This is a genomic window from Pantoea sp. X-Soil-MYKO-1289, from assembly GCF_059730625.1.
This window is the reverse complement of record NZ_AP036004.1, coordinates 1,529,612-1,548,496: the sequence shown is the minus strand read 5'-3', so window position 1 is coordinate 1,548,496 and position 18,885 is coordinate 1,529,612. Positions and strand designations below refer to the sequence as shown.

At 59.0% G+C, this 18,885-nt stretch carries 19 protein-coding genes and 2 tRNA genes; 13 read left to right on the top strand and 8 right to left on the bottom strand.

All coding sequences use genetic code 11. From position 1 onward, the window contains the following. Positions 1 to 2: 2 nt before the first annotated feature. Positions 3 to 233: a YccJ family protein gene (locus tag AC6I7Z_RS07350; protein ID WP_033751138.1), complete on the top strand. Its 231-nt coding sequence runs from the start codon at positions 3 to 5 to the stop codon at positions 231 to 233. Positions 234 to 284: 51 nt separating this feature from the next. Further along, a complete protein-coding gene (locus tag AC6I7Z_RS07345) occupies positions 285 to 1,658 on the top strand; it encodes an NAD-dependent succinate-semialdehyde dehydrogenase (RefSeq protein ID WP_497813694.1) in 1,374 nt (457 codons plus the stop codon). Positions 1,659 to 1,714: 56 nt separating this feature from the next. Here the strand turns inward: AC6I7Z_RS07345 and agp are convergent, their stop codons facing one another. From agp to AC6I7Z_RS07330, 3 genes are all read right to left on the bottom strand, one after another. Continuing rightward, positions 1,715 to 3,325: a bifunctional glucose-1-phosphatase/inositol phosphatase gene (agp, locus tag AC6I7Z_RS07340; RefSeq protein WP_497813693.1), complete on the bottom strand. Its 1,611-nt coding sequence runs from the start codon at positions 3,323 to 3,325 to the stop codon at positions 1,715 to 1,717. A gap of 236 nt (positions 3,326 to 3,561) precedes the next feature. Next, positions 3,562 to 3,649, bottom strand: a tRNA-Ser gene (locus tag AC6I7Z_RS07335). Positions 3,650 to 3,716: 67 nt separating this feature from the next. Beyond that, positions 3,717 to 3,804: transfer RNA gene (locus tag AC6I7Z_RS07330), tRNA-Ser, on the bottom strand. Between the two features lie 219 nt (positions 3,805 to 4,023). Between AC6I7Z_RS07330 and yccA the strand changes: the two genes are divergently transcribed. After that, positions 4,024 to 4,680, top strand: coding sequence for an FtsH protease modulator YccA (gene yccA, locus AC6I7Z_RS07325; RefSeq protein ID WP_033751148.1), 657 nt, complete (start codon positions 4,024 to 4,026; stop codon positions 4,678 to 4,680). Positions 4,681 to 4,818: 138 nt separating this feature from the next. Further along, positions 4,819 to 5,145: a sulfurtransferase TusE gene (tusE, locus tag AC6I7Z_RS07320; protein WP_096072912.1), complete on the top strand. Its 327-nt coding sequence runs from the start codon at positions 4,819 to 4,821 to the stop codon at positions 5,143 to 5,145. On the opposite strand, the gene yccX is transcribed toward tusE, so the two are convergent. Then, positions 5,146 to 5,424, bottom strand: a complete 279-nt coding sequence (gene yccX, locus AC6I7Z_RS07315) for an acylphosphatase (RefSeq protein WP_497813692.1) — start codon at positions 5,422 to 5,424, stop codon at positions 5,146 to 5,148. Positions 5,425 to 5,509: 85 nt separating this feature from the next. Between yccX and rlmI the strand changes: the two genes are divergently transcribed. Together rlmI and hspQ are read left to right on the top strand one after the other, a co-directional pair. Then, positions 5,510 to 6,700 (top strand): 23S rRNA (cytosine(1962)-C(5))-methyltransferase RlmI, encoded by a 1,191-nt coding sequence (gene rlmI, locus AC6I7Z_RS07310; protein WP_048782997.1) that lies wholly within the window; start codon positions 5,510 to 5,512, stop codon positions 6,698 to 6,700. 59 nt (positions 6,701 to 6,759) lie between these two features. Beyond that, positions 6,760 to 7,077 (top strand): heat shock protein HspQ, encoded by a 318-nt coding sequence (gene hspQ / locus AC6I7Z_RS07305; protein WP_033751160.1) that lies wholly within the window; start codon positions 6,760 to 6,762, stop codon positions 7,075 to 7,077. Positions 7,078 to 7,109: 32 nt separating this feature from the next. Here the strand turns inward: hspQ and AC6I7Z_RS07300 are convergent, their stop codons facing one another. Beyond that, a complete protein-coding gene (locus AC6I7Z_RS07300; protein ID WP_286870009.1) occupies positions 7,110 to 7,532 on the bottom strand; it encodes a CoA-binding protein in 423 nt (140 codons plus the stop codon). Between the two features lie 172 nt (positions 7,533 to 7,704). Here AC6I7Z_RS07300 and AC6I7Z_RS07295 point away from each other — a divergent pair, with 172 nt between their 5' ends. Together AC6I7Z_RS07295 and mgsA are read left to right on the top strand one after the other, a co-directional pair. Beyond that, a complete protein-coding gene (locus AC6I7Z_RS07295) occupies positions 7,705 to 8,346 on the top strand; it encodes a YccT family protein (RefSeq protein WP_497813691.1) in 642 nt (213 codons plus the stop codon). 68 nt (positions 8,347 to 8,414) lie between these two features. Then, positions 8,415 to 8,873 carry a methylglyoxal synthase gene (gene mgsA / locus AC6I7Z_RS07290; protein ID WP_497813690.1) on the top strand — a complete coding sequence of 153 codons (459 nt, stop codon included), beginning with the start codon at positions 8,415 to 8,417 and terminating at the stop codon, positions 8,871 to 8,873. Here mgsA and helD read toward each other — a convergent pair whose 3' ends face one another. Next, positions 8,874 to 10,928 (bottom strand): DNA helicase IV, encoded by a 2,055-nt coding sequence (gene helD, locus AC6I7Z_RS07285; protein ID WP_497813689.1) that lies wholly within the window; start codon positions 10,926 to 10,928, stop codon positions 8,874 to 8,876. A gap of 124 nt (positions 10,929 to 11,052) precedes the next feature. Here helD and AC6I7Z_RS07280 point away from each other — a divergent pair, with 124 nt between their 5' ends. Beyond that, entirely contained in the window at positions 11,053 to 11,496 is a 444-nt protein-coding gene (locus tag AC6I7Z_RS07280) for a YccF domain-containing protein (RefSeq protein ID WP_277268744.1), read from the top strand. A 9-nt stretch (positions 11,497 to 11,505) separates the two neighbouring features. Beyond that, positions 11,506 to 13,644, top strand: coding sequence for a YccS family putative transporter (yccS, locus tag AC6I7Z_RS07275; protein WP_497813688.1), 2,139 nt, complete (start codon positions 11,506 to 11,508; stop codon positions 13,642 to 13,644). Here the strand turns inward: yccS and AC6I7Z_RS07270 are convergent. After that, on the bottom strand, positions 13,641 to 14,246 hold the full coding sequence (locus tag AC6I7Z_RS07270; RefSeq protein ID WP_497813687.1) for a TfoX/Sxy family DNA transformation protein: 606 nt from the start codon (positions 14,244 to 14,246) through the stop codon (positions 13,641 to 13,643). The two genes, yccS and AC6I7Z_RS07270, sit on opposite strands and share 4 nt — an antisense overlap. A gap of 209 nt (positions 14,247 to 14,455) precedes the next feature. On the opposite strand from AC6I7Z_RS07270, the gene sulA reads away from it, so the two are divergent. After that, the gene (gene sulA, locus AC6I7Z_RS07265; protein ID WP_497813686.1) at positions 14,456 to 14,947 is read left to right on the top strand and encodes an SOS-induced cell division inhibitor SulA; all 492 of its coding nucleotides are present in this window, start codon (positions 14,456 to 14,458) and stop codon (positions 14,945 to 14,947) included. Between the two features lie 354 nt (positions 14,948 to 15,301). Then, a complete protein-coding gene (gene ompA, locus AC6I7Z_RS07260) occupies positions 15,302 to 16,369 on the top strand; it encodes a porin OmpA (protein WP_497813685.1) in 1,068 nt (355 codons plus the stop codon). 72 nt (positions 16,370 to 16,441) lie between these two features. Here the strand turns inward: ompA and matP are convergent, their stop codons facing one another. Next, a complete protein-coding gene (gene matP / locus AC6I7Z_RS07255; RefSeq protein WP_497815412.1) occupies positions 16,442 to 16,909 on the bottom strand; it encodes a macrodomain Ter protein MatP in 468 nt (155 codons plus the stop codon). A 162-nt stretch (positions 16,910 to 17,071) separates the two neighbouring features. On the opposite strand from matP, the gene AC6I7Z_RS07250 reads away from it, so the two are divergent. Then, a complete protein-coding gene (locus AC6I7Z_RS07250; protein WP_497815411.1) occupies positions 17,072 to 18,829 on the top strand; it encodes an AAA family ATPase in 1,758 nt (585 codons plus the stop codon). Positions 18,830 to 18,885: the final 56 nt, after the last annotated feature.

Below are 18,885 nucleotides of genomic sequence, written 5' to 3'. Positions count from 1 at the left end.
TGATGTCTAACGATCAAGCGAAAGCACACCACGTGGGCGAATGGGCCACGCTGCGTCACACCTCTCCAGAGATCGCAGAGGCTATTTTCGAAGTGGCGAACTACGACGAGAAGCTGGCGGAGGAGATCTGGCGTCAGCAGGGCAATGACGAAGTGCTGTTTCGCGCCTTTGATAAAACGGAAGCCGACGTGCTGACGTGGGACGATACGCCAGTAGAGCGCAAAAATATCTGATTGCGAGGCGGGATATCCCGCCTCACCTTTTTTACTGACCAAGGAGAATCTATGTCTTCCTATCAGAGCATTAACCCCGCCAATAATCAGCTGCTGAAAAGCTGGCCTTCTCACGACGCCGCTGCGGTAAGCGAGGCGCTGGAAACTGCCGATCGCCTGTTCCACTCTTCATGGAGCAAAGGGGATATCGAGCCGCGTCTGCAGGTGCTGGCGAAGCTGGCGGACTTGATAGAAAGCCGGGTTGACGAGCTGGCCGCCATCGCCAGCAAGGAGATGGGCAAGCTGATTGGTCAGAGCCGTGGAGAAGTGAAAATTTGCGCGCAAATCGCGCGCTACTATGCCGACCATGCGGCAGAGATCCTTAAACCGCAGCCCTACCCCAGCGAACTGGGCGAGGCCTGGGTGGAGTATCATCCCATCGGCGTGCTGGTCGCCGTCGAGCCGTGGAACTTCCCATATTATCAGCTGATGCGCGTGCTGGCGCCTAACCTGGCGCTGGGCAATCCGGTGCTGGCGAAACATGCCAATATCGTGCCCCACTGCGCCGACGTGTTTGCAAAGCTGGTCATCGAAGCGGGCGCGCCGGAAGGCGCCTGGACTAACCTGTTTATCAGCAGCGACCAGGTCGCCGAGCTGATTGCCGACGATCGGGTGCAGGGCGTCGCCCTGACCGGTTCAGAACGCGCCGGCAGCGCCGTGGCGCAGCAGGCGGGCAAATACCTGAAGAAATCGACGCTGGAACTGGGCGGCAACGACGTTTTCGTGGTGCTCGACGACGCTGATATCGATGAAGCGGTACGTCAGGGCGCGCAGGCGCGGCTCAGCAACTGCGGTCAGGTCTGCACCGCCGCCAAGCGCTTTATTCTGCATGAAAAGATCGCCAGCGCCTTTATCGATAAGTTCAGCGCGGCGCTGAAGGCGGCCCGCCTTGGCGATCCGCTCGACGAGCAGACCACGCTGGGGCCGCTCTCTTCTAAAGATGCGCGCGATCGCCTGGCGAAGCAGGTCAACGAGGCGGTGCGCAACGGCGCGACGCTGCTGATCGGCGGCAAGCCGGTTGAGGGCGTCGGCTGCTACTTCCAGCCGACGATCCTGACCGATATCCGCCCGGATAATCCGGCCTACTACGAGGAGTTTTTCGGCCCGGTGGCGCAAATTTACGTGGTAGGCGACGACAACGCCGCCGTTGCGCTGGCGAACGACTCTCACTACGGCCTGGGCGGCTCGGTCTGGACGCAAGACAGCGCGCGCGGACGCCGACTCGCCTCGGCGATAGAGACCGGTATGGTGTTTATCAACTCGCAGAGCGATACCTCAGCCGAGCTGCCGTTCGGCGGCGTGAAGCGCTCCGGCTATGGCCGCGAGCTGTCGGACCTGGGTATCAAAGAGTTCGCCAACCAGAAACTGGTGGTAGTTGCAGGCTAATCCGCCTCGCCCATAAAAAAACCCCGCTGCGGCGGGGTTTTTCACTGGTACAGCGTTTACTGGGTAACGGTCTGCTTCGCGTCGCTGTTCTGCGCGGATTCCACCGGCTTCTGCGCTGACGCGTCGGCTTTATCTGCCGCCGCTTTATCAGCGGCGGCCTTCTCAGCCGCCGCCTTTTGCGCTGCGGCGCGCTCGGCCTTCGCTTTCTCCTCGGCCGCTTTCGCCTTCTCTTCTGCAGCTTTCGCTTCAGCCGCTTTCTGCGCGGCGGCTTTTTCCGCTGCCGCTTTGTCCGCAGCGGCTTTATCGGCAGCAGCTTTATCAGCGGCGGCCTTACTGGCGTCTGGTTTATTCTCCGCTGGCTTAGCGGCATCCTCAGCGGCCGCCGCGGTCGGCTGCGGCTGGGCGGCCGGCTCCATTGGCGTGCCCTGCAGCGCGCCGTTCAGCGCCTGAGCGAACTGATCCCAGCTACAGTAGCCGTTGCCGTCGGTTGGACAGCCTTCCAGCTGCAGCGTCACGCGCTTCGGCGGATTCTTCAGGCTCAGCACGTCGCCGTCGCGCAGCTGATCGGCGGTCTGATAGACATATTCCAGCTTCAGCAGATCTTTGTTGTTTTTCGCATCGTGCCAGCGTTCGAACACCAGCTGACCGCCGATAGGGGTATTCTCCCAGGTGCCCGGCAGTTCATAAGGCTTGACCTGCAGCGCGCTCAGCAGCGAGGCGATATTGGAGTCGTGTCCCACCATCATGGTGATTTTCGGCGCGTTGGCTTTGTCCTCATCCACCAGCTGGCTGCGGATATAATCCACCAGCGGCGCGGCGACTTCACGTGCGATATCCGGGCTGGTGAAAAGCGCGTCCTGATAGCCGTTTTTGATCGCCGACAGGGTTTTCCACTGCTCTGGCGTTTTGATCTGGCCCCAGGCGACCTGCTCAAGCGGGAAGCCTTCGTAGTATTGCAGCGTGAAGGCGTCCATCAGCGAGTTGCCGACCTTGAGCGGGCCGCTTACGTTCGGCTCTTTGCCGCTCTCGGCGCTGAAGACGTTATCGCCGCTGCTTAAATCGCACTGTTTTTTGTTGCTGCAGGCCGGCGCGGATTTGTAATCGACGATCTTATCCAGCTGTTGCAGCGCAGGCTTCAGCGCCAGCTTTTCGTTTTCCGCCGTCATCGCCGCCAGCGCTTTCTTATTAAAGGCTTCGCTGTCGTCGGTGATCACCGGGTTAAACACCGGATCCATGGTGCCCATGGCGTCCTGATGGGTGACGGCGATATCACAGCCGGGGAACGCGCCGTTAACGAAGAACTGAGCCGTCGCGACGGTGCGCTGCAGGCTGTTGGCATAAACGAAGACGTTGCTGCTGTCAGGACAGCTGCCGTTCTGCACCAGGCCCTGCTGCGCCAGCCACTGACGCGTGTAGTTGCCCATATAGACTTCCAGCACGCCGCCTTTGGTGGTGAGCTGTCCGCCCGGCACGCTCCACTGCGGCCAGCTTTTCTTCGTCGACTGTTCCAGCACGCTGCCGTTATCGGCCAGCGGCGCGCGCAGGTTGTGGCGGCTAAACATCAGTACCTGCTGTAGCTGCATGTCGCCTTCAGCCGCCTGGGCCGCCATGCCGATCGGCAGCGCGGCGAGCACCGACAGTGCGCAAAGACTCAGTTTCTTGATCATTGTGCCTATTCCATTTATTCAGTAGAGAAACACTCTGGCTATCAACCGATTAGCTCTGATCAGAGCATAGTGGCCCACAGTGTAACCTAAGCTGGCCGCGAAATGCGCCCGATGTTTGTAAAAACGTGAATGGACTATAGCAGAGCGGGCCGAAAGCAGCCTGCGAAGCGCAGTGAGAGCAGAGATCGAAAGGCAGAAATGCAACAGGCCAGCACATTGTGCTGGCCTGTCTGGTGTGGCGGAGGAAGAGAGATTCGAACTCTCGGATGGTTTCCCATCGGCGGTTTTCAAGACCGCTGCCTTAAGCCGCTCGGCCATCCCTCCGGGGTGATGCTTTTCACATCGGCAAAACGACATTGCCGCATTGCCTGTTCCTGCCTGAGCAGGAAAGTGGCGGAGGAGGAGAGATTCGAACTCTCGGATGGTTTCCCATCGGCGGTTTTCAAGACCGCTGCCTTAAGCCGCTCGGCCACCCCTCCGCAATGAGGCGCACTATAAACATCCCCCCGAAGGATGTAAAGCCTGTACGAATTCATTCGCCTGAAAAACAGCCAAAACGGCGTTATTCGTTGGCTAAATCGCCATTCCGCTCAGAGAAACAGCGATTTATCGCGTAAAGAAGGGTAAAACGCCTTTCCCGTTTTGCCCCCGCTGCGTATTCTCAGCGCAAACCTCGTGTTCTGATAAAGGAGCGCATTATGGACAGAATTATTACCTCGTCTTCACGGACATCGCTGCTCAGTACCCATAAGGTGCTGCGCAATACCTATTTCCTGCTTGGCCTGACGCTGGCGTTTTCCGCCGTGACCGCCACCGCGAGCACCGTGCTCGGCCTGCCTGGCCCAGGACTGATTTTAATGCTGGTCGGTTTCTACGGCCTGATGTTCCTGACCCATAAGCTGGCTGACAGCCCGATGGGCATTCTGGCGGCCTTCGCCTTCACCGGCTTTCTCGGCTACTGCCTTGGTCCGATCCTCAGCTCGTTTTTAGCCGCAGGCATGGGTGATGTGATTGCGCTGGCGTTAGGCGGCACGGCGCTGGTCTTCTTCTGCTGCTCGGCCTATGTGCTGACTACCCGCCGCGATATGTCCTTCCTCGGCGGCATGATGATGGCGGGCTTCGTGGTACTGCTGGTGGCGGTCGTCGCCAATCTGTTCCTGCAGCTGCCTGCGCTGCACCTGGCGATTAGCGCGCTGTTTATTCTCTTTTCCGCCGGCGCGATCCTGTGGGAAACCAGCAATATTATTCACGGCGGCGAGACCAACTATATTCGCGCCACCGTCAGCCTCTACGTTTCGCTCTACAATATCTTTATCAGCCTGCTGAGCATTCTGGGCTTCGCCCGCAACGACTAACAGCCAGGCATGCAAGCCTGACGCAAAAAGCAAAGCGTCTCGCGCCCGCTCCTCCCTGACCCCGCTTCGGCGGGGTTTTGCTTTTTCTGACGGCGCAATTTGGTAGAATGCCGCCGGATAACGCAGTCAGGAGCAAACGTGGAATTTAACGGTAAAACCATCGAGGTCGACGGCGAAGGCTATTTGAAACATCGCGACGACTGGAGCGAGGCGCTCGCAGAACAGATCGCCGATAAAGAAGGCATCGCTATGAGCGAGGCCCACTGGGAGGTCGTGCGCTTCGTGCGCGCGTTCTACCTGGAGTACAACACATCGCCCGCCATACGGATGCTGGTCAAGGCGATGGCGCAAAAGTACGGCGAAGAGAAAGGCAATAGCCGCTACTTGTTCCGTCTGTTCCCGGACGGCCCGGCGAAACAGGCGACGAAAATCGCCGGCCTGCCAAAACCGGCGAAGTGTCTCTGATCAGCCGGTGGTGAAACGGCGCGGCGGCTCGGCGGGTTGATGCGGCTCCATAAGCACCTTGTCGACGCGCGCGCTGCGCGGTCCGCCCGCCTTGAGCCAGGCGATAAGCGCGTCGACCTTGTCCGGCTCGCCCCAGGCCAGCACCTCGACGCTGCCGTCATCCAGATTTCGCGCGTAGCCCAGCACGCCAAGCTGCGACGCCTGCGCCTGGGTACTGTAGCGGAACCCCACGCCCTGCACTCTGCCGTGCACCCATATTTTATAACAGGCTGATGTCATCACTCTCTCCTGCCGCTGCGCGTTGCAATTTTCCGTTATCCGCCGGACAATGGCGCCTCATTTTTTCAGGTAAGCATAGCAAACTATGACCGTTCGATTGATTCTCGCTAAGGGACGTGAAAAATCCCTGCTCCGCCGCCATCCGTGGGTGTTTTCCGGTGCCGTCGCGCGCCTTGAAGGTAAAGCGCAACTGGGTGAAACCGTTGATGTCTGCGACCATAACGGCAAATTTCTCGCGCGCGCGGCCTGGTCGCCGCAGTCGCAAATTCGCGCCCGCGTCTGGAGCTGGCAGCAGGACGAATCAATTGATATCGCCTTCTTCGTACGCCGTTTCGAGCAGGCGCGGCAGTGGCGCGACTGGCTGGCGCAGAAAGACGGGCTGGACAGCTATCGCCTGATCGCCGGCGAATCTGACGGCTTGCCCGGCGTGACCATCGATCGCTTCGGCAACTTCCTGGTGCTGCAGCTGCTCTCCGCCGGCGCGGAATACCAGCGTCCCGCCATTCTCTCCGCGCTGCAGCAGTGCTTTCCCCAGTGCGCCATCTACGATCGTTCCGATGTGGCGGTGCGTAAAAAAGAGGGGCTGGAGCTGACGCAGGGCCCGGTGACCGGCGAACTACCGCCGCCGCTGCTGCCGATAACCGAGCACGGCATGAAGCTGTTGGTCGATATTCAGGGCGGCCATAAAACCGGCTACTACCTCGACCAGCGCGACAGCCGTCTGGCGACGCGCCGCTACGCGCAGGATGCGCGCGTGCTGAACTGCTTCTCCTATACCGGCGGATTTGCCGTATCGGCACTGATGGGCGGCTGCCGCGAAGTAATTAGCGTGGATACCTCGCAGGAGGCGCTCGACGTGGCGCGCCAGAACGTCGAGCTCAACGAGCTGGATTTGTCGCGCGCCCAGTTCGTGCGCGACGACGTGTTCAAGCTGCTGCGCCGCTACCGCGACGCCGGCGAGAAGTTCGATCTGATTATCATGGATCCGCCGAAGTTCGTGGAAAACAAAAATCAGCTGGCGGGCGCCTGTCGCGGCTATAAAGATATCAATATGCTGGCGATGCAGCTGCTCAATCCCGGCGGCATCCTGATGACCTTCTCCTGCTCAGGCCTGATGGCGACCGAGCTGTTTCAGAAAATCGTGGCCGACGCCGCGCTGGATGCGGGCCGCGAAGCGCAGTTTATTGAGCAGTTCCGTCAGGCGGCCGATCACCCGGTGATCGCCAGCTATCCTGAGGGTCTTTATCTTAAAGGTTTTGCATGTCGTGTGGTGTGACTTGAAAAAGCGCCTTCTGACGCCATATTGATCAGGAGGCAGTTTTTCTGGAGGTCACTATGATTGCCACTAAATTTGGTATTGGTCAGCAGGTTCGGCATCGCCTTTCCGGCGTGCTGGGCGTAATAGTCGATGTCGATCCCGAATATTCGCTGGATACGCCGAAGCTGGACGAGGTCGGCGCGACCGAAACGCTGCGCCGCGCGCCCTGGTATCACGTGGTGATGGAAGATGAAGAAGGCGATCAGGTGCACACCTATATCGCTGAGATTCAGCTTTCCGGCGAAACCAGTTCGGAGCATCCGGAGCAGCCGGAGATGGACGAGCTGGCCGCATCGATTCGCCAGCAGCTGCAGGCCCCGCGCCTGCGCCACTGATCGCAGGCGGCATTTATACGCCGCCTGTGATGCTACTGTTTCTGTCGCGTCACGCCCAGACGCGGAATCTCTATTTTAGGACAGCGATCCATAATCACGGTCAGGCCCGCATCCTGCGCCAGCACGGCAGCCTGCTCGTTGATCACGCCCAGCTGCAGCCACAGGGTATCCGCGCCCGCCGCGATCGCTTCCTGCGCCACGCCCCACGCCGCTTCCGAATTGCGAAATACGTCAACCATATCGATTTTGCCTGGCACCTCTTCCAGTTTTGCGTAGGCCGTCTGGCCCAGCAGCGTCTGACCGGCCAGTTTCGGACTCACGGGAATCACCTCGTATCCCTGATCCAGCAGATATTTCATCACGCCGTAGCTCGGTCGGTCTGGACGATCGCTGGCGCCTACCAGTGCGATACGCTGAGTGCGCGTCAACACGTCGCGAATAGTTTGATCGTTCATCTTTCTCTCCTTATTTCAGAGCATTAAATGTAGCGTCGCCTGTTAAGCGCGCCGCTCTCCAGAAAGCGTAATTTTGCACTGGCGCACAAAAATATATGTTCAAATGTAAATTTACTGCCATAATGTAAGAATTTGCTACACACAAAACTTTGCGCCCTATTCTGGAGTCTACATGAAACTCTCTCTGGCCGTGACGGGGTTGACTGTTCTCCTCGTCTCGGCAACCTGTCAGGCCATCACGCTGAAGCTTGATCCGCAAATCGATCTGCTGGTGCTGGACGGGCGCAAAATTTCCGGTTCGCTGCTGAAAGGCGCCGACAGTCTTGAGCTGGAGCGCGGGCAGCATCAGTTTCTCTTCCGCGTCGAACAGCTGCGCGACGCGCGCAAAGATGCGTCGCTGCGCTATCAGTCTGCGCCGATGATCGTCACCTTCAATGCCCAGGTCAAAACCATCACCATTCGTCTGCCCGCGCTGGAAAATCGTCGCGAGCGCCATCATTTCGATCGCACGCTCAATTTTCAGCTGGTCGACGAACATGGCAAAGAGATCGATATTCGCCGCGATCGCCTGCCGATCTCGGCAGATAGCGATATGGAAAAGGCGATGATCCTCTATAACCGCAACGGCCAGATCGCCTCCGTGCCTCATTTCGCCGCCGTGCGCGACGGCGCGGCCAACCGCCCGCCCGTCGAGGCCGAATTCGTCTGGGTAGACGAAGCAGAGTCGCCCGCGATTAAGCGCTGGTTTCATCGCTTCGATCAGGCGACCCGTCAGCAGTTTATGTCGCTGGTCAAATTGTTAAGGACAAGTTGATAGGCGGGAAAGACGCAGGGTAAACTCGTGCCACTCTTCTTCGCACGCGACTTCACCAGGACGTCTTTATGGAACAGACCACCCGCACGCTTGGCCTCAGCAAACATATCGCGCTGGTTGCGCACGATCACTGCAAGGCCTCGCTGCTCGACTGGGTAAAACAGAATCAGCCCACCCTTGAACCCCACACCCTCTACGCCACCGGCACCACCGGCAATCTGATTAATCGCCACACCGGCCTGAACGTGAACGCAATGCTGAGCGGCCCGATGGGCGGCGATCAGCAGGTGGGCGCGCTGATCGCCGAAGGCAAAATCGACGTGCTGATCTTTTTCTGGGATCCCCTTAACGCGGTGCCGCACGATCCCGATGTAAAGGCGCTGCTGCGCCTCGCCACCGTCTGGAACATTCCGGTTGCAACCAACCGCGCCACGGCCAACTTTATTATTCAGTCGCCGCTGTTTGCCGAGTCGGTGGAGATCGCCATCCCCGACTATCAGCGCTATTTGCAGGCGCGCCTGAGCTAATCAGGCTTTACGCAGCAGCGGCACGCCGAGCTGACGAAACGCCTCGACAAAGCGCGAAGGCTGTTCACGATCGTAGAGCATCCACACCTGCTGGCGCGCGCGCGTTAACGCCACATAGGCCAGACGCCGCTCCTCCGCATCCGGAAAATCCTCCGGCTGCGGCAGCAGTCCCTGCTCGATCGCCGATTCGCGCGCCTCGGCGGGAAAACCCTCTTTGCCCGCCTGCAATCCCAGCAGAATAACGAAATCCGCCTCCTGTCCTTTACTGGCGTGAATGGTCATAAAGTCGAGGTTGAGCTTCGGCCAGCGGGTTTTGGCTTTATCCAGCACATCCGGGCGTAGATGGTGGTAGCGCGCCAGCAGCAGCACCCGCTCGTCCTGTTTCACGTAGCCACTCAGCTTGTTCAGCAGCGGCTCCAGCTGCTCCTGCGGCAGCAGGCCTGCGGCTTTTTTGCTCCCTTTAATCAGGCTGTTGAGCGGCTTGCGCAGCTGGTGCGGGTTCTGCTGGACGAAGCGGTTAGCGATATCGCCAATGCGATCGTTAAAGCGATAGGTGGTATCCAGCACGCAGCGATCGCCGTCGCCGAAGTAGTGATGAAAGGCGGTGGTCAGCGTCATTTGCGCGCCGGTGAAACGGTAGATCGCCTGCCAGTCGTCGCCCACGGCGAACAGCGAGGCGCGCTTGTTCTGCTGGCGCAGCGCCGCAAGCAGGGCGGCGCGCTGCGGCGAGATATCCTGAAATTCATCTACCAGGATATGCTTCCACGGGCTGATAAAGCGTCCCTTGTCGAGAATTGCCACGGCCTGATGGATCAGCCCGGAAAAATCGACCGCGCCCTCCTCTTTCAGCGCGCTTTTCCAGGCTTTCAGCAGCGGCGCCATCAGCTTCACTCGCTTGCCGAACAGCTCGCGCACCTCTTCCGGCGCGTCGGCGATCATCGCCGCCTGCGCGCCGCCGTGCATGCGCATCAGTCCCAGCCAGCTTTCGAGGCGCGACGCCAGCCGTTTCGCCAGCCGATCGTCCTGCCAGAAGTGCCCTTCAGGCAGCTCCCACTCCAGCTCGTCGCGCAGCCACTGACGCCAGCCGTTCGCCTGCGCCTTCTTCTCATCGCACTGCTGACGCCAGGTGTCGATCAGCAGCGCGTGACGCGCCGCGGTATCGCTCTCCAGCTTGCTGATGACCGGCTGCTTATTGCTGCCTTCGCGGATAATATGCAGCGCCAGGGCGTGAAAGGTGCGCGCCTGGATGTCGGCGACGCCCAGCCGCGACCGAATGCGATCGTTCATCTCTTCCGCCGCCTGACGCCCAAACGCCAGCAGCAGAATCTGATCGGGCGCGGCCAGCTTGCGCCGCAGCAGCCAGCCCGCCCGCGCCACCAGCACCGAAGTTTTGCCGCTGCCTGCGCCGGCGAGCACCAGCACCGCATCTTCGCCGTTCACCACCGCTTCGCTCTGGGACACGTTGAGCGGCGAGGATTCCACCGTGGCGAAGAAGTCGTGATGCGCGCTGAGCATGCGCGCCGTCCAGTCGCGGTTGCGCTGGCGCAGCGTCGCGTCGCCCTGCTCCAGCCAGCGCAGGCAAAGCAGGTAAGGCTCGCGGCAGTCGCTGAACGCTTCCAGACGCGCCAGCGGCAGCGGCAGCGCGGCGAACTGCTTTTCGATGGTGGCGCGCAGCGCCTGCAGCTCGCTGCGTTTGATCCAGCGATCCTGCTCGCCGAAGCGCGCGATCTCCTGCCTGAGTTGGTCCAGCACGCCGGCGCAAATCGCGCTCATCTCGGCGCTCCACCCCTGCCAGGCCTGCAGCAGATAGTGGTAGAAGCGCTGCGTCTCCTGCCATTCGGTGCCGTGCAGCCGCACCACTTTGTCGTCAGGGAGTAAAAACTCCAGCTCGCCCCAGACCATGCCGCGCTTGCAGCTGATATCGAGCAGCTCGTTGAAAGGAATCAGGTATTCGTGCCGGTCGCCGCTTACTTCCACCCCAGCCGCCAGCAGGCGTACCCGGTTATAGGGATGCTGGGCAAGCCGTTTGCCCATCGATGTCGCTTTGAGTTCCATGTCCACACCGTCGAAGCCGGGAAAAGAATATCGGGAGTTTACCTGTCAGACTCTTGGCGCTCCAGCCTTAAAACAGGCTAAACTTGGCGGCACATCTTGCGGAAAGCAAAAGGAAAAAAACGCCATGCGCACTGTGTTGAACATTCTCAATTTTATCCTCGGCGGGTTTATCACCACCCTTTGCTGGCTGTTCGCCACGCTGGTGAGTATCGTCCTGATCTTTACCCTGCCGCTGACGCGCTCCTGCTGGGAAATCACCAAACTCTCTCTGCTGCCTTACGGCAACGAGGCGGTGCACGTGGACGTGCTGCGCCCGGAGAGTAAAAACGCGCTGCTGAACACCGGCGGCACCTTCCTCAATATTTTCTGGCTGATCTTTTTCGGCTGGTGGCTCTGCCTGACCCATATCTCTACCGGCATCGTACAGTGCATCAGCATCATCGGCATTCCGGTGGGCCTCGCCAACTTTAAAATCGCCGCCATCGCGCTCTGGCCGGTCGGCCGCCGCGTGGTGTCGGTTGAAGAAGCTCGCGCCGCGCGCGATGCCAGCGCCCGTCGGCGCTACTGAGGCCGCCCTATGATGTCCAAAGCCTTGCCGGGCTGGCGCAACTATCTTTTTAACAGCAGCTGGCGTTATCTGCTGCGCATCTTTCTGGCGCTGACCGGCTGCGCGGCGGTGCCCTGGTGGCTGCATCAGATAGACTGGACCATCCCGCTGACGCTCGGCGTGGTGGCCGCGGCGCTGGCCGATCTCGACGATCGCCTTACCGGTCGACTGCGCAATCTGCTGATCACCTTGCTCTGCTTCTGTATCGCCTCGGTGTCGGTAGAGCTGCTGTTTCCCCATCCGCTGGCCTTTATGGTCGGTCTGGCGCTCTCCACCTGGGGCTTTATCCTGCTGGGTGCGCTCGGCCAGCGCTACGCCACCATCGCCTTTGGCGCGCTGCTGATCGCGGTTTACACCATGCTGGGCATCGGTCTCTTTTCGCAGTGGTATATGCAGCCAATACTGCTGCTGGTCGGCGCGCTCTGGTACAACGTGCTGACGCTGCTTGGCCATTTGATGTTCCCGGTGCGGCCAGTGCAGGAACAGCTGGCGGCCAGCTACGCGCAGCTGGCGCAGTACCTTGAAGCCAAGGCGAATCTGTTCGATCCCGACGGCGAGGCGCAGGACGACGCCACGCTGATCCGCACCGCGATGGTCAACAGCCAGCTGGTGGCGCAGCTAAATCTGACTAAAAGCACGCTGCAGAGCCGCCTGCGCGGCGATCGCGGATCGCGCAGCACCCGCCGCAGCCTGCACTACTACTTTGTTGCGCAGGATATCCACGAGCGCGCCAGCTCCTCCCATCTGCAGTATCATCTGCTGCGCGACGACTGGCGCTATAACGAGATCCTGTTCCGCTTTCAGCGGCTGCTGAATATGCAGGCGCAGGCGTGCCGTCAGCTCTCTCAGTGCATTTTGCTGCGCGAGCGCTGGGAGCACGATCCGCGCTTCGAGCGCGCCTTCGATCGCCTGCAAACGGCGCTGGAGCGCCTGCAGCACAACGAGCCTGATGCGCCCCATCTGCGCCCGCTGTTCTGGCTGCTGCGCAATTTGCGCGCTATCGACGCGCAGCTGGGATCGATAGAGTCTGAGCAGTCGTTAGCCAGCGAAAACCTGGCGGACGATAACCGATTGTCGCGCGAAGGGCTAAGCGGCTGGAGCGACATTCGCCTGCGGCTGAGCCGCCATATGACGCCTGCCTCCGCGCTGTTCCGCCATGCGGCGCGCATGACGGTGGTGCTCTGTATCGGCTACGGCTTTATTCAGATTACCGGCCTCGATCGCGGCTACTGGATCCTGCTTACCAGCCTGTTTGTCTGCCAGCCGAACTATAACGCCACGCGGCGCAGGCTTGCGCTGCGTATCGGCGGTACGCTGGCGGGCATCGCCATCGGCCTGCCGGTGCTCTGGCTGGTGCCTTCGACCGAAGGCCAGCTGGTGCTGATCGTGGTCAGCGGCGTGCTGTTTTTCGCCTTTCGTCAGGTGCAGTATGCGCAGGCGACGCTATTTATCACGCTGCTGGTGCTGCTCTGCTTCAATTTGCTGGGAGAGGGTTTCGAGGTGGCGCTGCCGCGTATCGTGGACACGCTGCTGGGATGCGCGCTCGCCTGGCTGGCGGTGGCGTTTATCTGGCCCGACTGGCGTTTTCGCCAGCTGCCCGCCGTGGCGGCGCGCACCCTGAATGCCAACTGCCGCTATCTGGATGCGATTATGGAGCAGTATCACCAGGGCAAAGACAACCGCCTTGCCTATCGTATCGCGCGCCGCGACGCCCACAACGCCGATGCGGAGCTGGCTTCGGTGGTCTCCAATATGAGCGGCGAGTCGCGAACGCAGCAGAAATACAAAGAGTCCGCTTTCCAGCTGCTCTGCCTTAATCACTCTTTCCTCAGCTATATCTCTGCGCTGGGCGCGCATCGCGATAAGCTGAACGACGGCGCGCTGCTGACGCTGCTCGACGATACGGTCTGCTATGTCGAAGATGTGCTGCAAACCGACGTGGTGAGCGACGCCGAAGCGGAAACGATGCAGAGCGCGCTGACGCAGCGCATCAGCGATATGGCTGCCAATCAAGAGACGCGCGCTCCGCTGGTGCTGCAGCAGCTCGGTTTACTGGTTGCCCTGCTGCCAGAGATCGCCCGACTGCGCCGGACGCTGGCGCAGCCTTAAAAGCCTTTTAAGGTCTCCTGATACCATTCATTCAGCTCCGCCCTGACCGTTTGCGGCAGGGCGGCTTCATGGCGCCCTTTTATCGCGCCTTCCAGCGCCAGCAACGTTTTAAAGCCGATATGCTGGTTGATCGCTCTGAGCCTGAGCCAGCACCGTTTTGATCCCAGCTCCCTCAGATGGCGCACGGTTGTCACGCCCGCCTCGAGCAGCAACAGCTCCATGCGCAGGCTAAGATTGGGCAGATCTTTTAGCCGCAGCGGCCGCTGCCTGGCCAGCGTCTCCTGTCGGGCGGTGCGCAGCGAAGCGGCGGAGAGCGACAGCAGACGATCGGTGTCGCTCCATAGCGCGTCGTCGACGCGATAGTAGTTAAGGCTCACCTCGGCGCCGCGCTTGCGAAACACCAGCGACTGCATCGGCTGTCGCGCCGCATATTCCCGCAGCGCTTCGCTGGCGCGCAGGTAGAGCGCGTCGTCGTTGACCAGAGCGAAAACCACTTTTTCCACCGCCAGCGCATAGCCGCCAAACTGAGTGCGCGACTCGATGTGGCCTAGCGCGGCCAGACGATTGCGGGACTGTTCTACAATAGGGTGCTGTTTTTTCATGACACGCTCTCCTTGTGTGCAATTAATAAAAAGCCATCACTATCAAACCGTTAGAGATATAGAAAAAATTAATTAAGGGTTCAATTAATTCTTTTATTCCAGCCCGACCTTCTCCTTTTTTTGCGAGCCGTTTTCCAAATTTGAGGTTGATCTTTGTCCAGGAAGTCATTACTGTATATCCATACAGTCCAATGCTGAGTGGTTAACTTATGCGCACCCAACACTTTAATAATGCAGGCTTCGCTCACCGTCACGTATCCGCGTCTAAACCGTCGCAGCACAGCGGCTGGATTACGGAACTGCGCTACAGCGAGCAGCCCGGCATGATGCAAATGTTGCTGCTGCCGTTACTGCAACAGCTGAGCCAGGAGTCTCGCTGGCAGCTGTGGCTGACGCCTGCGCACAAGCTCAATCGCGCCTGGCTGCAGCAGTCGGGCTTGCCGCTGGAAAAAAGTATGCACGTTGCGGATTCTGAGCGATGCACCTCTGTCGAGGCGATGATTAAAGCTTTGCGTACAGGGAATTACAGCGTGGTGCTGGCGTGGATACCTTACGATCTGGATGAGGAAGAGCGCCGCGAATTAGAACAGGCAGCGGCCGAAGGCAAAGCGCTGGGGTTAATTATGCGTCCAAATGGGACGAGCGAACCCACGCTGCGACCAAATAAAGGACTAAAAATTCAGTCGGATTTGTTTCATTAAGTAAAAATAGGATTTTTCTCGCGCCATTTACCTTTTTTGTTCCGGCTAAACCACTGATTCTTTTCCCTCCAGCTTTGACAATGGTTTAGCTGCATTTTGCCTTAAAGCGCGACGGCATGAAGGCCGGGCGAAATGTTAGAATATGTGTATAAAGCCCTGTTTTTTTGCAGCATCCCCTCACATCATACTTGTAACTTTCCAATCTCGTTGTAGACTTTACCTCGCCAGGGTGCTCAATAATCTCCGTTTTTTTAATCGGTAGAGTCATAAGCGAGCGTATTAACCCGGCGAAGGATTACAACCAAGAGCATCCCTTTTTGCTCATTGCCTATTTGGATGATAACGAGGCGCAAAATGAAAAAGACAGCTATCGCAATTGCAGTGGCACTGGCTGGCTTCGCTACCGTAGCGCAGGCCGCTCCGAAAGATGACACCTGGTATACCGGTGCTAAACTGGGCTGGTCTCAGTATCACGATACTGGTTACTACGGTAACGGTTATGGCAACAACAATGGCCCGACTCACGAATCTCAGCTTGGAGCTGGTGCATTCGTCGGTTACCAGGCTAACCCGTACCTGGGCTTCGAGCTGGGTTACGACTGGCTTGGCCGTATGCCGAACAAAGGCACCGTGAACAACGGCGCATTCAAAGCACAGGGCGTTCAGCTGGCTGCTAAACTGAGCTATCCGATCACCGACGATCTGGATGTCTACACCCGTCTGGGTGGTATGGTATGGCGCGCTGACGCAACTCAGAACAACGTTGTCAACGGCCGCATCAGCGACCACGACACCGGCGTTTCTCCGCTGGCAGCAGTGGGTGTTGAATACGCTCTGACTCAGAACTGGGCAACTCGTCTGGACTACCAGTGGGTTAACAACATCGGTGACGCACAGACCGTTGGCGCACGTCCTGACAACGGCATGCTGAGCGTAGGCGTTTCATACCGCTTCGGTCAGGATGAAGTAGCACCGGTTGTAGCACCGGCGCCGGCTCCGGCTCCAGTTGTTGAAACCAAGCGTTTCACCCTGAAGTCTGACGTGCTGTTCACCTTCAACAAATCTACCCTGAAGCCGGAAGGCCAGCAGGCTCTGGATCAGCTGTACAGCCAGCTGAGCTCAATGGATCCGAAAGACGGTTCAGTCGTCGTTCTGGGCTTCACTGACCGCATCGGCTCTGACCAGTACAACCAGAAACTGTCTGAGAAACGCGCTCAGTCAGTGGTTGACTACCTGGTATCTAAAGGTATCCCGTCTAACAAGATCTCTGCACGTGGCATGGGCGAATCTAACCCAGTTACCGGCAACACCTGTGACAGCGTGAAAGGCCGTCAGGCTCTGATCGACTGCCTGGCTCCGGACCGTCGCGTAGAAATCGACGTGAAAGGTATCAAAGACGTTGTAACTCAGCCGCAGGCTTAAGTTACTCCGTAAGAAAAAACCCCGCGAAGCGGGGTTTTTTTATGTCTCTCTTATGGCTTTTACCGCGCCGGGCTAGTCGCTGCTCGTTTCTGATTTGCCGAGAATCGCCTGCAGATCCTGTTTCAGGCTCGACATCTGGGTGGCATATTTCTCTTTACGTTCAGCGTCTTCAATCAGCTGAACGATGGTTTCCGACAGCGTGCAGCCGCGACGCTGCGCCAGCCCCGCCAGGCGTTGCCACACCAGATACTCCAGATCGATCGACTTTTTGCGCGTATGCTGGTGCTCTGCATTAAAGTGCCGCTTGCGGCGCGCGCGAATTGTCTGTTTCAGCCGATTATCCAGATCCGGGTGAATATGTTGCGCGATCCATTCAGCCACATCGACCGGACGGTTTTCCATTGCGAGCAGTTCATCTACGGCTGCCTGCGCGGCGCTGAGCTCAATATGACGCGTGATCGGCTCGCCTTCCCGGTGCTTCTTCACCAGGTATTTCCATTTCCATCCACTTTCAAGATTTTCGAGTTGTTGGTATTTCATCGGAATCTCATCGTGACCGCGTAACAAACTTAGAATAACAGTTTTTTTCCTGGATGCAGTAAGGAAAAAGGCGTTGTATGTCTCAGGGTTAATCGGAACCATGCAGTGCTTAACAAAGGGGTTTCCTGTATAATCCCGCTTTTCTTTAATTAACCAAATGCGATTATTTTGACCAGCTCCCAACTTTCCTGGCAAGACCTGCAGCCGAATATTACCGGATACGCGTCCGTTTTTTCCCGTATTACCGAAGAAGAGACCGATAGTCTGGCGACGGTGCAGCCGCGTTTACTGAACGCGCTGGCCTGCCTCGATCAGCAGAGCGAGGGCTTTCCCCTTCTGCTGGTGTGTAGTCAGGAGAACCTGGACTACCTGGCGCTTATCGCGCGCCAGATGGAGCGTATCGCCGACGAATCTACTGAGCTGTTCGGCGGACATTATCATATCATCGCGGATAACGTGACTCTTCAGCCGCCCGGCGATGCCTCGCATCCCTTTACCGGCAGCGGTCAGGTTCATTTCGCGGAGTGGATTGAGAACGATCAGCTGTTTGGCTGCGTGCGTCTGCATCGCGACCGCCTGCAGCTTGAGCCGGGCCTGATTCACCGCGCCAACGGCGGAACGCTGGTGCTGTCGCTGCGCACTCTGCAGGCGCAGCCGCTGCTGTGGCTGCGGTTGAAACGCGCTATCCAGCTGGGCCGCCTGGAATGGCAGTCGCCCGATGAGCGTCATCCTCTGCCGGTCTCTGTGCCCCCGCTTCCGCTTAGCCTGAAGCTGGTGCTCTGCGGCGACCGCGATGCGCTGGCGGCGTTTCAGGAGAGCGATCCTGAACTGCACGAGATGGCGATCTATACTGAATTCGAAGAGAACATGCAGATCGTCGACGAAGACGACATGCTGGCCTGGTGTCGCTGGGCGCAGGATGTCGCGCTGCAGGCGGGACTGCCCGCTCCGCAGGCCGATTTCTGGCCGCCGCTGATCCGCGAAGCGGTGCGTTACACCGGCGATCAGGAAGTGCTGCCGCTCTGCCCGCGCTGGCTGCTGCGTCAGATGCGCGAAGCCTTCGCGCAGGAGAATGCGCTTAACGAGGCGGCGCTGGTCAGCGCCCTGGACGTGCGCACCTGGCGCGAAGCCTTCCTCGCCGAGCGCATGCGCGACGAAATTCTGCTGAAGCAGATCCTGATTGAAACCGAAGGCGAAGTCATCGGTCAAATCAACGGCCTTTCCGTGGTGGAGTTTCCGGGCCATCCGCGCCCGTGGGGCGAACCTTCGCGCATTACCTGCGTCGTGCATCCAGGCGACGGCGAGTTTACCGACGTCGAACGCAAAGCTGAACTGGGCGGCAACATCCATGCCAAAGGCATGATGATTATGCAGGCCTATCTTATCGCCGAGCTGGAGCTCGATCAGCAGCTGCCCTTCTCGGCCTCGCTGGTGTTTGAACAATCCTATTCAGAAGTCGACGGCGACAGCGCCTCTCTGGCGGAACTCTGCGCCCTCGTCAGCGCGCTGGCTAATCAGCCGATTAATCAGCAGATTGCGGTTACCGGTTCGGTCGATCAGTTCGGCAACGTTCAGCCGGTAGGCGGCCTGAACGAGAAGATCGAAGGCTTCTTCACTATCTGCAACGAGCGCGAACTGACCGGCCAGCAGGGAGTGATTATTCCGGCGTGCAATGTGCGTCACCTCTGCCTGAGTCAGGATGTGGTCGACGCCGTTGAACAGGGCCGTTTTCATATCTGGGCGATCGATCGCGCCGATGAGGCGCTGCCGCTGCTGACCGGCGTGGTCTGGCGCAGCGAAGAGGATAACGGCGACGCGCTGCTGAACCGGATCCAGGATCGTATTACCCAACTCAATCAGCAGGAAGCGAGTCATCGCCCCTGGCCGTTTCGCTGGCTAAACTGGTTCAACCAGAACTGATTGAATTGCTCAGCGTACAGCTGTTCGCTAAACTTCGTGCTTCACTAAAACAAGGC